The 14,331-nt window shown below is 75.0% G+C and carries 15 protein-coding genes; 10 read left to right on the top strand and 5 right to left on the bottom strand.

The features are described 5' to 3' along the window. The first annotated feature begins 150 nt into the window (after positions 1-150). On the top strand, positions 151-798 hold the full coding sequence (locus EDJALFJO_RS22165) for a TetR/AcrR family transcriptional regulator (protein WP_143448701.1): 648 nt from the start codon (positions 151-153) through the stop codon (positions 796-798). Positions 799-808: 10 nt separating this feature from the next. On the opposite strand, the gene EDJALFJO_RS22160 is transcribed toward EDJALFJO_RS22165, so the two are convergent. After that, complete coding sequence (locus tag EDJALFJO_RS22160) at positions 809-1,216, bottom strand: DUF6855 family protein (protein ID WP_088288489.1); 408 nt, start codon at positions 1,214-1,216, stop codon at positions 809-811. Positions 1,217-1,346: 130 nt separating this feature from the next. On the opposite strand from EDJALFJO_RS22160, the gene EDJALFJO_RS22155 reads away from it, so the two are divergent. The 4 genes from EDJALFJO_RS22155 (at position 1,347) to mprF (ending at position 7,585) form a co-directional block, all read left to right on the top strand. Next, positions 1,347-2,039, top strand: coding sequence for a YafY family protein (locus tag EDJALFJO_RS22155; protein ID WP_088288488.1), 693 nt, complete (start codon positions 1,347-1,349; stop codon positions 2,037-2,039). A 5-nt stretch (positions 2,040-2,044) separates the two neighbouring features. Beyond that, positions 2,045-4,111 carry a molybdopterin-dependent oxidoreductase gene (locus EDJALFJO_RS22150; RefSeq protein ID WP_088288487.1) on the top strand — a complete coding sequence of 689 codons (2,067 nt, stop codon included), beginning with the start codon at positions 2,045-2,047 and terminating at the stop codon, positions 4,109-4,111. Positions 4,112-4,322: 211 nt separating this feature from the next. After that, positions 4,323-5,060 carry a hypothetical protein gene (locus EDJALFJO_RS22145; RefSeq protein WP_198950542.1) on the top strand — a complete coding sequence of 246 codons (738 nt, stop codon included), beginning with the start codon at positions 4,323-4,325 and terminating at the stop codon, positions 5,058-5,060. Then, positions 5,039-7,585 carry a bifunctional lysylphosphatidylglycerol flippase/synthetase MprF gene (gene mprF, locus EDJALFJO_RS22140; protein ID WP_233149976.1) on the top strand — a complete coding sequence of 849 codons (2,547 nt, stop codon included), beginning with the start codon at positions 5,039-5,041 and terminating at the stop codon, positions 7,583-7,585. The genes EDJALFJO_RS22145 and mprF overlap by 22 nt, the downstream gene beginning before the upstream one ends. Positions 7,586-7,620: 35 nt before the next feature. Here mprF and EDJALFJO_RS22135 read toward each other — a convergent pair whose 3' ends face one another. Together EDJALFJO_RS22135 and EDJALFJO_RS22130 are read right to left on the bottom strand one after the other, a co-directional pair. Then, the gene (locus tag EDJALFJO_RS22135) at positions 7,621-8,421 is read right to left on the bottom strand and encodes an enoyl-CoA hydratase (RefSeq protein WP_088288486.1); all 801 of its coding nucleotides are present in this window, start codon (positions 8,419-8,421) and stop codon (positions 7,621-7,623) included. 19 nt (positions 8,422-8,440) lie between these two features. Then, positions 8,441-10,078: an acyl-CoA synthetase gene (locus EDJALFJO_RS22130; protein ID WP_088288485.1), complete on the bottom strand. Its 1,638-nt coding sequence runs from the start codon at positions 10,076-10,078 to the stop codon at positions 8,441-8,443. Positions 10,079-10,221: 143 nt separating this feature from the next. On the opposite strand from EDJALFJO_RS22130, the gene EDJALFJO_RS22125 reads away from it, so the two are divergent. Beyond that, positions 10,222-10,830, top strand: coding sequence for a DUF1684 domain-containing protein (locus EDJALFJO_RS22125; protein WP_088288484.1), 609 nt, complete (start codon positions 10,222-10,224; stop codon positions 10,828-10,830). Positions 10,831-10,888: 58 nt separating this feature from the next. Here EDJALFJO_RS22125 and EDJALFJO_RS22120 read toward each other — a convergent pair whose 3' ends face one another. Together EDJALFJO_RS22120 and EDJALFJO_RS22115 are read right to left on the bottom strand one after the other, a co-directional pair. Next, entirely contained in the window at positions 10,889-11,131 is a 243-nt protein-coding gene (locus EDJALFJO_RS22120; RefSeq protein ID WP_088288483.1) for a hypothetical protein, read from the bottom strand. After that, positions 11,128-11,640, bottom strand: coding sequence for a MarR family winged helix-turn-helix transcriptional regulator (locus EDJALFJO_RS22115; RefSeq protein ID WP_158220525.1), 513 nt, complete (start codon positions 11,638-11,640; stop codon positions 11,128-11,130). Before EDJALFJO_RS22115 ends, EDJALFJO_RS22120 begins: the two co-directional genes overlap by 4 nt. A gap of 140 nt (positions 11,641-11,780) precedes the next feature. Between EDJALFJO_RS22115 and EDJALFJO_RS22110 the strand changes: the two genes are divergently transcribed. The 4 genes from EDJALFJO_RS22110 to EDJALFJO_RS22095 all read left to right on the top strand — a co-directional run bounded on the left by EDJALFJO_RS22110 (position 11,781) and on the right by EDJALFJO_RS22095 (position 14,247). Next, positions 11,781-12,281 (top strand): nuclear transport factor 2 family protein, encoded by a 501-nt coding sequence (locus EDJALFJO_RS22110; RefSeq protein ID WP_088288481.1) that lies wholly within the window; start codon positions 11,781-11,783, stop codon positions 12,279-12,281. Positions 12,282-12,325: 44 nt separating this feature from the next. After that, positions 12,326-12,748, top strand: a complete 423-nt coding sequence (locus EDJALFJO_RS22105; RefSeq protein WP_088288480.1) for an MmcQ/YjbR family DNA-binding protein — start codon at positions 12,326-12,328, stop codon at positions 12,746-12,748. Between the two features lie 19 nt (positions 12,749-12,767). Further along, positions 12,768-13,700: an aldo/keto reductase gene (locus tag EDJALFJO_RS22100; protein WP_088288560.1), complete on the top strand. Its 933-nt coding sequence runs from the start codon at positions 12,768-12,770 to the stop codon at positions 13,698-13,700. 220 nt (positions 13,701-13,920) lie between these two features. Next, the gene (locus EDJALFJO_RS22095; RefSeq protein WP_088288479.1) at positions 13,921-14,247 is read left to right on the top strand and encodes a hypothetical protein; all 327 of its coding nucleotides are present in this window, start codon (positions 13,921-13,923) and stop codon (positions 14,245-14,247) included. Positions 14,248-14,331 lie beyond the last annotated feature (84 nt).

The raw sequence follows: 14,331 nt of genomic DNA, 5'->3' as shown, positions 1-14,331 counted from the left end.
CGGTCTGCGCGGTGGTGTGCCGGCGATCCTGCACCCGGGTGTGTCGCCGGAGCACCCTGACGGCAGTTGCACGGGGCTGTGCAACTGATCCTGCCGCTAGAGGTGGTGATTAACTTGCACATCCCTGTGCATCATTCTAGGGTGTCCGGCATGACGACCTCCCTCTCCGAGACGGCGGGGGCCGTCCTCGTCCGTCGGCGCGACGCGCTCGCGAACCGGATCGCGCTCCTCGACGCCGGGCTCGCGGCCCTCACCCGGGACCCCGACGCCAGCCTGGAGAGCGTCGCCCGTGCGGCGGGCCTGTCCCGCCGCACCGTCTACGGGCACTTCTCCTCGCGCGAGGAGCTCGTCGCGGCGATCGCGACCCGGGCCGGCGACCGGCTCGTCTCCGCCCTCGACGCCGTGGACACCTCCGCCGACGACCCGGCGACCGCACTGGCCCGGTTCGAGCTCGCTGTGTGGCGGGCCGCCGAGCCGTTCCGCTTCCTCGGGGCACTGGCCGCCCGCTCCGAGCACCGCGACCGGGCACTCGAGCGTCTCGACCCGCTGCGGCGCCGCCGGGCCGCCCTCGTCCGGACGGGGCAGGACGAGGGCGTCTTCCGGGGCGACACCGAGGCCGAGGTCCTGGCCCGGGTCGCCGGGCAGGTCGTGCTCGCCGTCCTCGAGGAGGTGCTCGAGGGCACCGTCGACGTCGCGGCCGCCGGCCGGCTCGTCGCGACGAGCGCGCTCGCCGTCGTCGGCGTCGCGCCGGCCAAGGCGGCCCGCTGCGCCGACGCCGCCGCGGACGCCGGCGCCTGACCGCTGCGGGTCAGAGCGCGCGCATCCGGTTGTTGCGCGGGTTGTGCTCGACCTCGGCGAGGCCGAGCTGCTCCATGAGCGGCGGCACGTACATCGCGAACCGGCCGCGCAGGCCCTTCTTGAGCCCGTACCAGCCGCCGACCGGGTTGTCGGCCGCCCGCCCCCAGGCCTCGACGGTCCCGGGCCTGGCGTCCTTCTGCTCGTCGGCGCTGCCCAGCTCCATCCAGTCCCCGTGGGCCTTGAGCATCGCCGCGAGGTCGTCGACGCAGCGCCGGTCGTAGTGCAGGACCGTCTTCCCCACCCGCACGACGACGACGTCGGTGCCGCCGACGGTGTCGAACCAGGCCTCGTACTCGGACGTCAGCGGCGGGGTCCGCAGGGTCCAGGGGTTCTCCGGCGTGCCGGCCTCGACGGTCATCGACGTCCTCTCGTCCGGTCGGGCCGCGACCGGCCCGGACGGACAGCCTGACAGCACGGACCTGACATCTTCTGTCATGTCCCTGCCCTGTTGATCTCCCTCGCGGCCGCTCACGCCATAGGGTCGTGGGGTGCGCGCGGCCCGGCTGCTGACGATGATGCTCACCCTGCAGCGGCGCGGCCGGATGACCGCCCAGGAGCTCGCCGACCTGCTCGAGGTGTCGCCGCGGACGGTGCTGCGCGACGTCGAGGCCCTGAGCGAGGCGGGCCTGCCCGTCGTCACGACGCAGGGCTACGGCGGCGGGATCGCGCTGCTGGACGGCGTCCGCGGGCTCCCCGCCCAGCTCTCCCACGACGCCGCGGAGGCGTTGTGGCTCGTGGGGTTCCCGGCTCTGGCCGCGGCGCTGGGGATGCGCGCCGGCGCGCAGGCGGCCCGGACAGCCGTCGGGGCCGCGCTGCCCGAGGCCGTCCTGCGGACGGCCGCAGCGCTCGAGACCTGGCTGCACGTCGACCTCACCGCGGCGGACGACGCGCTCGACGCGGCCCTCGCCGTCGTCGCCCGGGCCGCCCGGGAGGGGCTGGAGATCTCGGTGCCCGCCGCCGCGGGCGGGCGGGAGGTGCTCGCGCCGCTCGCCCTCGTCCACGCGGGCACCGGCTGGTGGCTGCTGCACACCGCGCGTGCGGGCAGCGTCGTCCGGGCGGTGCCGGTCGCCGGGCTCGGTGAGGTCCGGCTGCTCGGCACGACGTTCACCCGGCCGGAGGGCTTCGACCCGGCACAGGCCTGGGCCGCCCTGGGCCGTGGTCCGGCCGCCGTGCGACCCTGACCCGTATGGGACGTCGGCTCGAGGTCGTCGGGGCGTGCGCGCTCGACTGCCCGGATGCGTGCTCGTGGGTCGTCACCGTCGAGGAGGACGACGCCGGGGGCCGGCGCGCGGTGTCGCTGCGCGGCAACCCGGAGCACCCGTTCACCCGGGGCGGCCTGTGCGCCAAGGTGAACTCCTACCTGGAGTACGCCGCCTCCCCGCGGCGGCTGCTGCACCCGCTGCGCCGCGTCGGGCCCAAGGGCAGCAACGACTTCGAGCAGATCTCCTGGGACGACGCGCTCGACCTCATGGCGTCGAGGGTCCGGGACGCCGTCGAGCGGCACGGCGGCGAGTCGGTCTGGCCGTACTCGGCGACCGGCACGATCAGCGTCCTGCAGGGCTGCTCCGGCTCGGGCGCCCGGCTGTTCAACACCCTCGGCGCGAGCCGGCACGTCGGCAACATCTGCTCGCCCGCCGGCCACGCCGGGATGGGGTTCACCGTCGGTGCGGCCGCGAGCATGGACCCGGCCGACCTGCGGCACTCCGGCACGATCGTGCTCTGGGGCACGAACACCCTCACCTCGAACCTGCACCTGTGGCCCTTCGTCACGCAGGGCCGCGACGCCGGTGCCCCGCTCGTCGTCGTCGACCCGGTCCGCACCCGGACGGCGGCCCGGGCCGACCTGCACCTCGCCCCGCGGCCCGGCACGGACGGCGCCCTCGCGCTCGGCGTCATGGCCGGCCTCGTCGCGCGTGGCGCGGCCGACGAGGAGTACCTCGCGGCGCACGCGCTCGGCTGGGAGGAGTTCCGGGACACGGTGCTCGCGCGGTGGAGCCCGCAGCGCGCGGCCGAGGTCTGCGGCCTCGGTGCCGCCGAGGTCGACGCGTTCGCCGACCTCGTCGCCGCCCGCCGGCCGCTCGGCATCCGCACCCTCATGGGCGTGCAGCGGCACGGCGGTGCGGCGGCCGCCGTCCGGCTCGTGTCCTGCCTGCCGGCCGTCACCGGTGACTACGGCCGCCTCGGCGGCGGGACGGCGTACTCGACGGGCCGCTTCTACGGGTTCGACGACGACGCGCACCAACGGCCCGACCTACGCCCGGCCGGCCCGGGCCGCGGCCTGGTGATGTCCCGGCTCGGCCGCGAGCTGCTGACGCGGAGCGACCCGCCGGTGCAGGTGCTCGTCGTCTGGGCCGGCAACCCCGTCGTCTCCAACCCGGACCAGCGCACGACGCGCGCGGGCCTGGCCCGGGAGGACCTCTTCACCGTCGTCGTCGAGCACACCCTCACCGACACCACGGCGTACGCCGACCTCGTGCTGCCCGGCGCGATGCAGCACGAGCAGCTCGACCTCGTCGACTCCTACTCCCACCTGTACGTGCAGCTCGCCCGGCCCGCGGTGCCGCCGCCGGGGGAGTGCCTCCCGCACACCGAGATCTTCCGCCGGCTCGCCGCCCGGCTCGGCATCACCGACCCCGCGGTGCTCGCGAGCGACGAGGAGCTGCTCCGGGCCGCCATCGGCGACGAGACCCGAGGGATCCCCGGTGTCACGCTGGAGTCGTTGCAGGAGAAGGGCTTCCAGCGGATCGACGTGCCGGAGCCGTTCCTGCCGTTCGCCGAGACGTTCCCGACGCCGTCCGGGCGCTTCGAGTTCGCGAGCGCGACGGCCGAGACGGCAGGGGCCGGCCGGCTGCCGGACTACCGGCCGCCGCACGAGGCGCTGGGCGGCCTCGCGCTCGTCAGCGCGGCGAACCACTACCTCGTGAACTCGACGTTCACCGACTCCCCGAAGCACGCCCGGGCCGGCGACCCGGTCGTCCTCGTGCACCCGAAGGACGCCGCCGAGGCCGGGGTGGCCGACGGGGCGACGGTGCGGGTCGGCAACGACCGGGGCACCTTCGTCGCCGTCGTCACCGTGACGGACGCCGTCCGCCCGGGGGTCGCCGCGACGACGAAGGGGCTGTCCCGCGACCGTTTCCCCGACGGGTCGTCGGTCAACGCGACGACGTCGGACGCGTTGTCGGATCACGGCGGCGGCGCCACGTTCCACGACAACCGGGTGCGGCTCATGCCGCTGGAGGAGCCTGCCCGATAGACAACGGGTCGGGCTCGGCCCGTCCACAGACCGGGGCTGTGGACGACGGTCCCGGGGTGTCGGGAAGCGGTCGTACGGTCCGGCGCGTGACCGCAAAAGACGTAACCCCGGCGATGTGGCCGCGAGGCCAGGGATCGTTCCGGGGTTTTCCCTTCCAGGATCACGGGTCGGTCGGGGCCGGTCAAGCCGCGGTCCTTGCCGGGCCGTCGACATGACCGGCGCCGCGGCGCAGCACTGGGACCAGCAGGTCGTCCTGGAGCGTCTGACCCGCGCGCGGATGGAGTCGTACCTGCGCGCCGCGGGCGGCGGCCTGGGCCCGGCGTTCGCCCGCTACGAGTGGAACGTCGACGTCAGCGCCGCGTTCCTCGGGGTCGTCGGCTCCGCGGAGGTCGTCGTCCGCAACGCCCTGGACGCCCAGCTGTCCGCCTGGGCACGCGCGCGTCACGGCGAGGAGACCTGGTTCGACGTCCTCCCGCTGGACGTCCAGGGTCGTGCGACCCTCACCAAGGCGCGGGACCGGGCGTCCGGCCGGGGCCGGCGGCCGGAGTCCGCCGGGAGAGTCATCGCGGAGCTGCCGCTGGGGTTCTGGAGGTACCTCGTCGCGGTGCGCTACCTGACGACGTTGTGGGTGCCCGCGCTCCACGCGGCGTTCCGTGACGGCCCCGCCGACCTGCGCGCCCGCCGCCGGCTGGTGGAGCGGCACCTCGACCGCCTGCACTTCCTCCGCAACCGCGTGGCGCACCACGAGCCGGTGCACCGGCGCGACCTGCTCGCCGACCACCGGGCGGCCCTCGAGCTCGTCGGATGGGCCTGCCCGGACAGCTCTGCCTGGCTCGCCGCCCGCTCGACCGTCGAGGCGGCGGTCGAGCGGCGTCCGTCTCGGCCCGGCCCGCAGGGGCGGACGAGGGCTACAGGGGGTGGCCCGGCGTGCCGATCAGGGTCGGGATGAGCACCTCGACGACGACCCCTGCCTCGCCCGCCCGCCTGCTGCGTGCCGCGGCGCCGCTCCTCGTGCTCGGCGTGCTCGCCGCCGCCGTGGTGGTCCTGCAGCGGCACCTCGCCGACTACCCGTGGCACCGGCTCGGCGGGGACCTCGCCGCGCTCGGGGCCGGGCCGGTGCTGCTCGCGCTCGGGGCGACCGCGGTCTCGTACGGGGCGATGACCGGCTACGACGCCCTCGCGCTGCGCTACGTGGAGCACCCGCTGCCGTGGCGCCGCTACGCCGCGGCCTCGTTCGTCGCGACCGCGTTCGGCAACTCGCTCGGAGCCTCCGCCGTCGTCGGAGCCGCGCTGCGGGCCAGGGTCTACTCGGCCTGGGCCGTGCCCGGCTTCGCGGTGACCCGGATCATCGGCTTCAACCTCGTGACCCTCGGCCTCGGTTGCGCCCTCCTCCCGGGCGTCGGTGCCGTCGCCGACCCTGCGGTCGTCGGTGCGGCGCTCGGCACCTCGCGGCCGGTCGCGCTCGCCGGCGGGGCCGCGCTGCTCGCGGCCGTCGGCCTGTACGTCGCCTGGTCGGGCGCCGGGCGCCGTCCGGTGACCGTGCGGGACTGGCGGGTCGACCGGCCCTCCCGGCCGCTCGCCCTGGCCCAGGTCGCGCTGTCGACGCTCGAGTGGCTCGCGATGGCCGCCGTCCTCTTCGTGCTCCTGCCCGACGGCACCGGCATCGGCTTCGCGACGTTCGCCCCGCTCTTCGTCGTCGCGACGGTGGCCGGGCTCGTGAGCAACGTGCCCGGCGGCCTCGGTGTCTTCGAGACCGTCCTCCTGCTCGCCCTCGGCGGCGCCGTGCCGCCGGAGCGGCTCGTCACGGCCCTCGTCGCGTACCGGTTCGTCTACTTCCTCCTCCCGCTCGGGGCCGCCGCGGTCGTCCTCGCGGGCCTCGAGCACCGACGCGACCGGGCGGCGCTCGGCAGCCTGCTCGCCCGGGCCGGGCTCCTCACGCCGTCCGTGCTCGCCCTCGGGGTCGGCGGGCTCGGTCTCGTGCTCGTCGTCACCGGGGACGTCCCCGGTGACTCCGCCGCGCCGGACATGACGGCGTTCACCGCGAGCCTCGCGGGGGTGCTGCTCCTGCTCCTCGCCCGCGGGCTGCACCGCCGTCTGCACGGTGCGTGGGTGCTCTCGCTCTCGACCCTCGCCGCCGTGCTCGCCGTGGCGGCGACCCACGACGCACGGGGTGTCGCCGGCACCGCGGCGCTGCTCGTCGTCCTGCTCGTCATGGCCCGCGGAGCCTTCCACCGCACGATGTCCGTGCTCAGCGACCCGCGCGGCTGGGGGTGGTCGCTCACGGTCGCCGCAAGCGTCTCGGTCCTCGTCTGGTGGCACGACCTGTGGACCGGCAGCGCGCTCGTCGACGGCCGGACGGTCATCGCGGCGTCCGCCGCGGGCGACGCCCCCGTCCACGTCCGGGTCGGGCTCGCCGTCGGGCTGGTCGGGGTGGTCCTCGGCGGCAGCCGCCTGCAGGCCCCCGGGCGGGCGGCCCTCACGGCGACGGACGACGAGATGCGCCGGGCGGGGCAGGTGCTCACCCGGTCGACGCACGGCAACGCGTGCCTGCTGTGGACCGGCGACAAGCGGGTGCTCTTCTCCGGCGGCGGGAACGCCCTGCTCATGTACCAGGTGCGGGCCCGCAGCTGGGTCGTCATGTCCGACCCGGTCGGGGACGAGACCGAGTTCGACGACCTGCTCGCCCGCTTCGTCGACGAGGCCGACCGGGCGTGCGGGCGACCGGTGCTCTACAGCGTCCGCGAGGACCTCGCCGACCTCTACCGACGGCACGGCCTGACCCTCGTCAAGCTCGGCGAGGAGGCGACCGTCCCGCTCGCCGGGTTCTCCATGGAGGGCAAGCACCGCGCGAAGCTGCGCTCGGAGTGCCGGGCGAGCACCCGGGCGGGGGTCGAGATCGAGGTCGTGGAGCCGGCGGACGTCGAGGACCTGCTCCCCGAGCTCGCCGCGGTCTCGGACTCCTGGCTCGCCGAGCGCAACGCCCGCGAGAAGCGGTTCTCCCTCGGGGCCTTCGAGCCCGACTACGTCCGGCGCTTCCCCGTCGTCGTCGCCCGCCTCGAGGGCCGGGTCGTCGCGTTCGCGACGCTCTGGACGAGCGGTGCCCGGCACGAGGTGAAGATCGACCTCATGCGCCGGCTCCCCGACGCACCGCGGACCGTCATGAGCCACCTGTTCGTCGAGGCGATGACCTGGTCACGGGACGCGGGCTACGCCTCGTTCAGCCTCGGCATGGCGCCGTTGTCCGGGCTGCGCACCGACGGCACGGGCACGTTCTGGGACCGCGCCGGGCACTTCCTCTGGTCCCACGGCGAACACTTCTACAACTTCCAGGGCCTGCGGCAGTTCAAGGAGCGGTTCGACCCGGTCTGGGAGACCCGCTACGTCGCCTCGCCCGGCGGCCCCGCGCTGCCGGTCATGATGCTCGACGTCGCGGCGCTCGTCGCGGGCGGCGTCAAGGGCCTCGTCGCCCGCTGACCCGCGCCCGCTGACCCGCCCGCCGGCTCGCTCGCTCAGACCGACGACGGCCAGACCGGCGACCGCTTCTCGAGGAACGCGTCGATGCCCTCGGCCGAGTCGGCGCCCGCGAGGTCGGTGACCATGGCGCAGCCGGCGACCTCGTACGCCTCGCCGATCCCGGCGTCGATCTGCGCGTAGAAGGTGCGCTTGCCGTTGGCGACGACCGGCGCGCTGCGGGCCACGACGACGTCGGTGAACCGGGCCACCGCGGCGTCGAGGTCGGCCGCCGCGACGACCCGGTTCACCAGGCCCCAGTCGAGAGCCGTTGCGGCGTCGACCATCTCGCCGGTGAGCAGCAGCTCCATGGCGCGCTTGCGGCCGATGCTCCGGGCGACCCCGACGGCCGGCGTCGAGCAGAAGATCCCGATGTTCACCCCGGGCAGGCCGAAGCGTGCGTCGTCGGTGCACACGGCGAGGTCGCACATCGACACGAGTTGGCACCCGGCGGCGGTGGCGATGCCGTGCACCTTCGCGACGACGGGCTGCGGCAGCTGCGTGAGGCGCAGCATCATCGCGGTGCACGCGTCGAACAGGCCCTGCTGCCAGGCGTCGTCCCCGGTGTGCGCGCGCATCTCGGCGAGGTCGTGCCCGGCGCTGAAGCCCCGCCCGGACCCGGTGAGGACGACGGCCCGCACGCCTGCGTCGTCCGCGACGTCCCGCAGGTGCCCGTCGAGGGCGGCGATCATCGCCGCGGACAACGGGTTGAACCGGCTGCCGCGGTTCATCGCGAGGGTCGCGACACCCCCGGAGTCGGACCGCAGGACGTACGGCTCGTCGGTCGGGGTCTGGCTCATGCGCACCTCGCTGGACGGTTCACTGGAACGACTCGCTCGACCGCGCGCTCTCGCGCAGCACGTTCTTCTGGATCTTCCCCGTGCTCGTCTTCGGCAGCGCGCCGAAGACGACGCTGCGCGGCACCTTGAAGTGGGCGAGGTGCGCGCGGCAGTGCTCGACGAGCTCGTGCTCGGTGGCGGTCGCGCCGTCCCGCAGCTCGACGTACGCCCGCGGGGTCTCGCCCCACTTGGGGTCCGGGGTCGCGACGACGGCGGCGAACGCGACGGCGGTGTGCTGGTAGAGGACGTCCTCGACCTCGACGGAGGAGATGTTCTCGCCGCCGGAGATGATGACGTCCTTGGCCCGGTCCCGGATCTTCACGTACCCGTCCGGCTCACGGACCGCGAGGTCGCCCGAGTGGTACCAGCCGCCGGCGAAGGCCTCCTGCGTCGCGGCCGGGTTCTTCAGGTAGCCCTTCATGACAACGTTGCCGCGGAAGACGATCTCCCCCATCGTCTCGCCGTCCGCCGGGACCTCCTCGCCGGTGTCGGGGTCGAGCACCGTGACGGCGTCCTCGAGCAAGTACCGGACGCCCTGGCGGCCGTTGGCCCGGGCCCGCTCCTCGAGGTCGAGGTCGGCCCACGCGTCCTGCTTCGCCGCGACCGTCGCCGGTCCGTAGACCTCGGTGAGGCCGTACACGTGGGTGAGGTCGATGCCGATCCGCTCCATCGCCGCGATGAGCGAGGCGGGCGGCGGCGCGGCCGCGACCATGGCGCTGATCTGGTGGTCGATGCCGTCACGGAGCTCCGCGGGGGCGTCGACGAGCATCTTGTGCACGATCGGGGCCCCGCAGTAGTGCGTGACCTTCTCCTCCCGGACGAGGCGGTAGATCTCCCGCGCGTCGACCCGGCGCAGGCAGACGCTCGTGCCGGCGTTCGCCGCGAGGGTCCACGGGAAGCACCAGCCGTTGCAGTGGAACATCGGCAGCGTCCACAGGTAGACGCTGTGCCGGGGCATGCTCCACGTGAGGATGTTCCCGACGGCGTTGAGGTGCGCGCCGCGGTGGTGGTAGACGACGCCCTTCGGGTTGCCCGTCGTCCCGCTGGTGTAGTTGAGCGAGATCGCCTGCCACTCGTCGACGGGCTGGGTGCGGCGGTAGCCGGGGTCGCCGCCGGCGAGGAACGCCTCGTACTCGACCGTGCCGATCCGCTCGCCGGCGCCGGTGAACTCGCTGTCGTCGACGTCGACGACGAGCGGGGACACCGACGCGGCCTCGAGCGCCTGCCGGACGACGCCGGAGAACTCCCGGTCGACGAGCAGCACCGTCGCCTCGCCGTGGTCGAGGATGTGGGCGATCGTCGGGGCGTCGAGCCGGGTGTTCACCGCGTTGAGCACGGCCCCGGTCATCGGGACGCCGAAGTGCGCCTCGAGCATCTCCGGGGTGTTCGCGAGGACCGCCGCGACGGTGTCGCCGGGGCCGACGCCGTGCGCCTCGAGCGCGGAGGCGAGGCGGCGGCAGCGGTCGCGGTACTGCGTCCACGTGTAGCGGCGGGCGCCGTGGACGACGGCCGGGCGCTGCGGGTAGACGTCCGCGGCCCAGTCGAGGAAGACGAGCGGGGTGAGGGCCGCGAAGTTGGCGGCCGTCCGTTCGAGCCCGGTGTCGTAGATCCCGCTCATGCCTGCTGCCAGCTCCCGGTCCTCGTCGACGCCTCTGGCTGCGAACAGTAGGCGGCGTGCGAGGGTGGCGGAAGGACCGGCGGCCCGGCGTGGGTCACAGCCGTGGGCACCGCGCACGCGCAGCCGGTCGGTCTGGAGGGGACGTGCTCGACCTGCTCGACTGGCGCCGCCGGGTGGCGGCGCTCTACGCCGACGTGCGCTCCGCCGGCAGCCCGCGGACGGCGCACGACCGGTGGCGGCGCGGCCGGGACGACCTGTTCGCCCACCACCCGCAGAGCCCGCTCACCGACGACGCCCGGGCGGCCTTCACGGGGCTGCCAGTCGCGCCCTACGACCCGGACCTGCGGTTCGACGTCGCCGTCGAGCCCGCCCCCGAGGGGGCCGGGCCCGACGCGTGGACGGCGCGGACCGGCTCCGACGGGGACGTCCCGTTCACCCGGGTCGGCGTCGTCCGGCTGCCGGGCCTCGGCTCCCTCGACGTCTGGTGGCTCGCGTCGTACGGCGGCGGGATCTTCCTGCCGGTCCGGGACGCCGCGCCCGACACGTACGGCGGCGGCCGGTACGTCCTCGACACGGTGAAGGGCGCCGACCTCGGGGGCGACGTCCGGGCCGGCCGGCTCGTCGTCGACCTGAACTTCGCCTACAACCCGTCGTGCGCGTACTCGCCGGCGTGGACCTGCCCGCTGCCGCCGGCCGGCAACACCCTGACGGTGGCCCTCCCGGGCGGCGAGCGCACCCCGCCGTACGCCTGATCCGCGGTCGTGGACCGGATCCCGGGCACGGGCCCCGGATCCGGTCGACCGGGGCGGATCAGCCGCGGGCGAGCACGCGCGGGTGGTCGCGCCAGGCCGGCATCCGCGCCATGTAGGCGAGGGTGGCGGCCTCGAGGTCGGCACGGGGGGCGTCCGGCTCGCGCCGCGCCTGCCACGCGACCATCCGCTCGAAGCGCTCCTCGAACGCCTGGAGGTTGCCCTCGGCGTCCGTGCAGTGGGCGCAGTAGCGCCCGGTCTCGATGGGCATGCCGCAGCTCTCGCAGCCGGTGCTCGTCGTCATGTCGGGGTCCTCCTGCTGGTCGGGTTCTCGTCGGTGGTCTGCCGGTGCTCGTCGTCCGCGGCGACGAGGGCCCGGACGCCGCGCACGAGCGCGGCGCGGTCCTGCGGGGTCATCAAGGCGACGGCGCGGGCGAGCAGGTCGACCGACAGCACCTCGCGGTCCCGGTCGAGGAACGCCAGCCCGTCGTCGGTGAGCCAGACGAGCGTGCGCCGCCCGTTCGCCGGGTCCCGCTCGCGGGCGAGCAGACCCTTCCCGGCGAGCTGGGTGACGATGTCGCTGACGACCGACTGGGCCCGGTCCAGGTGCTGCGCCATCTCGCCCACGGTGAGCGGCCCGGTGTGCGCGAGATGGGTGAGGACGGCGCGCGAGGCCCCGCTGAGCTCGGCGTGCTTGCCGTCGCGCCGGTGGAACCGCAGGTAGGCCTGCTGGTAGGCGCGCTCGAACGCCCGGGCCACACGGACGGCGTCCCGCTCCTCGTCGGGCTCGTCGCCGGCGCCGTCGATCTCCACGGCCGCAAGCCAACGCCCGTGCCGACCCATCGTCAATCCCGATGGGTCGGCCGCCCGATCGGCAGACCTGTTCGGCAGCCCCGTTCGGCTGCCGCGAACGCCCCGCCCGGCGCCTGCCCGGGCCGACCTACCCTGCCCCGATGAGCACCGTCGACAGCGCAGACCTCACCGCACGGGCCGCGGCGATGGAGGCCCGGATCCGCACCTACTTCGACGGCTGCAACGCCGCCGACGTCGAGGGCATGGTCGCCTGCTTCGTCCCGGACGCCGTCCACTACTTCCCGCCGGGGATGTACGGCGGCGCGTGGCGCGGCGCCCGGGTCATCGCCGAGCGGTGGGCCGCGTCGGTCGCGACCCGCGGCTCGGCGTGGACGATCGACCGCCTCGTCTGCGACCCGGCGAGCCACCAGGCCGTCATCGAGTGGAGCCACTTCAAGACCGCCGAGGGCACCGTGCTGCGCGGTGACGAGTGGTACGTCTTCGAGCCGGAGTCCTTGCTCGTCAAGGAGATCCGGGCCTACTACGCCTCGCCGCAGGACCCGTCCCTGGCCCGCCTCGAGCTCGGTGACTTCGACTACGCGGGCCGCGGCTACGCACTGGAGTGCCCGGTCCTGCGGCCGCACCCGTCGCAGCAGGGCTGACGCGCCGCGCTGACGGGAGCGGCCCGGCGCGGCAGACTCGGCGGATGGCGACCTGGGACGACGTCCGCTCGATCGCGCTCGCGCTGCCGGAGGCGGTCGAGGAGACGAGCCGGCGGGGCACGCTGTCGTGGTCGGTGCGACGCAAGGGGTTCGTCTGGGAGCGGCCGCTCGGCAGGGCCGGCACGGCCGAGCTCGGGGACGCGGCCCCCACCGGTCCGGTGCTCGCCGCCATGGTCGACGACCTCGGCGTCCGGCAGGCGTGGATCCAGGCCGACCCGGCGGTGTTCTTCGTCATCGCCCACTTCGCCGGCTACCCCGCCGTCCTCGTCCGCCTCGACGAGATCGCGGTCGGCACCCTGCGCGAGGTCGTCGTCGAGGCCTGGCTCGCGGTGGCCCCGAAGCGGCTGGTGGACACGTTCCTGGCGGCCGGGGAGCACCCGGATGCCGTCGACGACCCCGGGGTCTAGCGTGGCGCGCATGAGCGACATGCGCTACCGCCCGCTCGGGGACAGCGGCCTCGTGGTGTCCGTGGTCGGGCTGGGCTGCAACAACTTCGGCCGCCGGATCGACCTCGAGGCGACCCGCGCCGTCGTCGACGCGGCGCAGGACAGCGGGATCACGCTGCTCGACACCGCCGACACCTACGGCGCGAGCGAGGAGTTCCTCGGCGAGGTGCTCGCGGGCCGTCGTGACGACTTCGTCCTCGCGACGAAGTTCGGCATGGACCTGCACGGCGCGCTCGGGAACGACGGCGGCGCGCGGGCGTCACGGCGGTACGTGCGCAGGGCCGTCGAGCGGTCGCTGCGCCGGCTGCGCACCGACCACGTCGACCTCTACCAGCTGCACCGCCCGGACCTCGTCACCCCGGTCGAGGAGACGCTCTCGGTGCTCACCGACCTCGTCCGAGAGGGCAAGGTCCGGTACATCGGGTCGTCGAACCTCACCGGGTGGGAGGTCGCGGACGCGGACTGGACGGCGCGCACGCACGGCTACGAACGGTTCGTCAGCGCGCAGAACGAGTACAGCCTCGTCGAGCGCGGCGCCGAGGACGACCTCGTCCCCGCGTGCGAGCACTTCGGCATCGGTCTGCTGCCGTACTACCCGCTGGCCAACGGCCTGCTCACGGGCAAGTACCGGCGCGACACCCCGGCCCCCGAGGGCACCCGGCTGCACGGCCGGCAGGACTACATCACCGACGAGCGGCTCGACACCGTGGAGGCGCTCACCGCCTTCGCGGGGCAGCGCGGGATCGGTCTGCTCGACGTCGCGATCGGCGGCCTCGCCGCCCGGCCCGCGGTCGCGTCGGTGATCGCCGGCGCGACCCGCCCCGAGCAGGTCCGGGCGAACGCCGCGGCCGGGGCCTGGCTGCCGACCGGCGACGACCTCGCCGCGCTCGACGCGCTGCTCGACGAGCACTGACGCGGGCCGTCGACCGGGGTGACGTCCGGATCCTGGGACGACCCGTACCGCCGGACGCACCAACGCGGCGGAACCGCGGCGTGTCGGCGCTGGGAGCGCTCTTGTGACGGCCTGCGGTACGGCGGTCCCACGATGCGGACGGCGGACGGCGGACGGCGGTCGGACGGTCGGACGGGCGGTACGGGGCCGCCGGCGGGGGCGGGTACGGCAGACTCGCCGGGTGGCTGACGACCGGGACGACGCGGCGGTCCGGCTCGACCGCCGGGTCGCCGAGGCCGCCGACGCCTGGTTGACCGACCCGCGCGACACCGGGGTGTACGCGCGGCTCGTCGCCGCGGTCACCGAGCGTCGCGCCGTGCTGGACGCCGCGCCCACGGCAGTCGAGGCCGCCGGGCCGGCCGAGGCGGTCGAGGTACCTGCGGACGCCGACCCCGACGACGACCCGGACGACGACCCGGACGACGAGCCCGCCGTCCCGCTGCGACCGGTCGGGGCCGACCTCGTCGGCGACCCGCGGGCGGTCCTCGACCGGCTGCGGCGGGGCTGACGCAACGTCCCGGACGGGTCGGGCGTCTCCTGGGGTGCAGGTGTCCGGCCGCCCTCGAGGCGGCCGGACACCTGACCAGTGGCC

This window comes from Kineosporia sp. A_224 (genome assembly GCF_002198655.1).
Taxonomy (GTDB): Bacteria; Actinomycetota; Actinomycetes; order Actinomycetales; family Kineosporiaceae; genus R-H-3.
The sequence above is the reverse complement of the archived record's forward strand: the minus strand, read 5'-3'. Positions and strand labels throughout refer to the sequence as shown.

What these genes read in the sequence shown, in the direction of transcription:
- EDJALFJO_RS22165 (WP_143448701.1), top strand. Translation starts at nt 151, where the DNA reads ATGACGACCTCCCTCTCCGAGACGGCGGGGGCCGTCCTCGTCCGTCGG.
- EDJALFJO_RS22160 (WP_088288489.1), bottom strand. Translation starts at nt 1,216, where the DNA reads ATGACCGTCGAGGCCGGCACGCCGGAGAACCCCTGGACCCTGCGGACC.
- EDJALFJO_RS22150 (WP_088288487.1), top strand. Translation starts at nt 2,045, where the DNA reads ATGGGACGTCGGCTCGAGGTCGTCGGGGCGTGCGCGCTCGACTGCCCG.
- EDJALFJO_RS22145 (WP_198950542.1), top strand. Translation starts at nt 4,323, where the DNA reads ATGACCGGCGCCGCGGCGCAGCACTGGGACCAGCAGGTCGTCCTGGAG.
- EDJALFJO_RS22135 (WP_088288486.1), bottom strand. Translation starts at nt 8,421, where the DNA reads ATGAGCCAGACCCCGACCGACGAGCCGTACGTCCTGCGGTCCGACTCC.
- EDJALFJO_RS22130 (WP_088288485.1), bottom strand. Translation starts at nt 10,078, where the DNA reads ATGAGCGGGATCTACGACACCGGGCTCGAACGGACGGCCGCCAACTTC.
- EDJALFJO_RS22120 (WP_088288483.1), bottom strand. Translation starts at nt 11,131, where the DNA reads ATGACGACGAGCACCGGCTGCGAGAGCTGCGGCATGCCCATCGAGACC.
- EDJALFJO_RS22110 (WP_088288481.1), top strand. Translation starts at nt 11,781, where the DNA reads ATGAGCACCGTCGACAGCGCAGACCTCACCGCACGGGCCGCGGCGATG.
- EDJALFJO_RS22105 (WP_088288480.1), top strand. Translation starts at nt 12,326, where the DNA reads ATGGCGACCTGGGACGACGTCCGCTCGATCGCGCTCGCGCTGCCGGAG.
- EDJALFJO_RS22100 (WP_088288560.1), top strand. Translation starts at nt 12,768, where the DNA reads ATGCGCTACCGCCCGCTCGGGGACAGCGGCCTCGTGGTGTCCGTGGTC.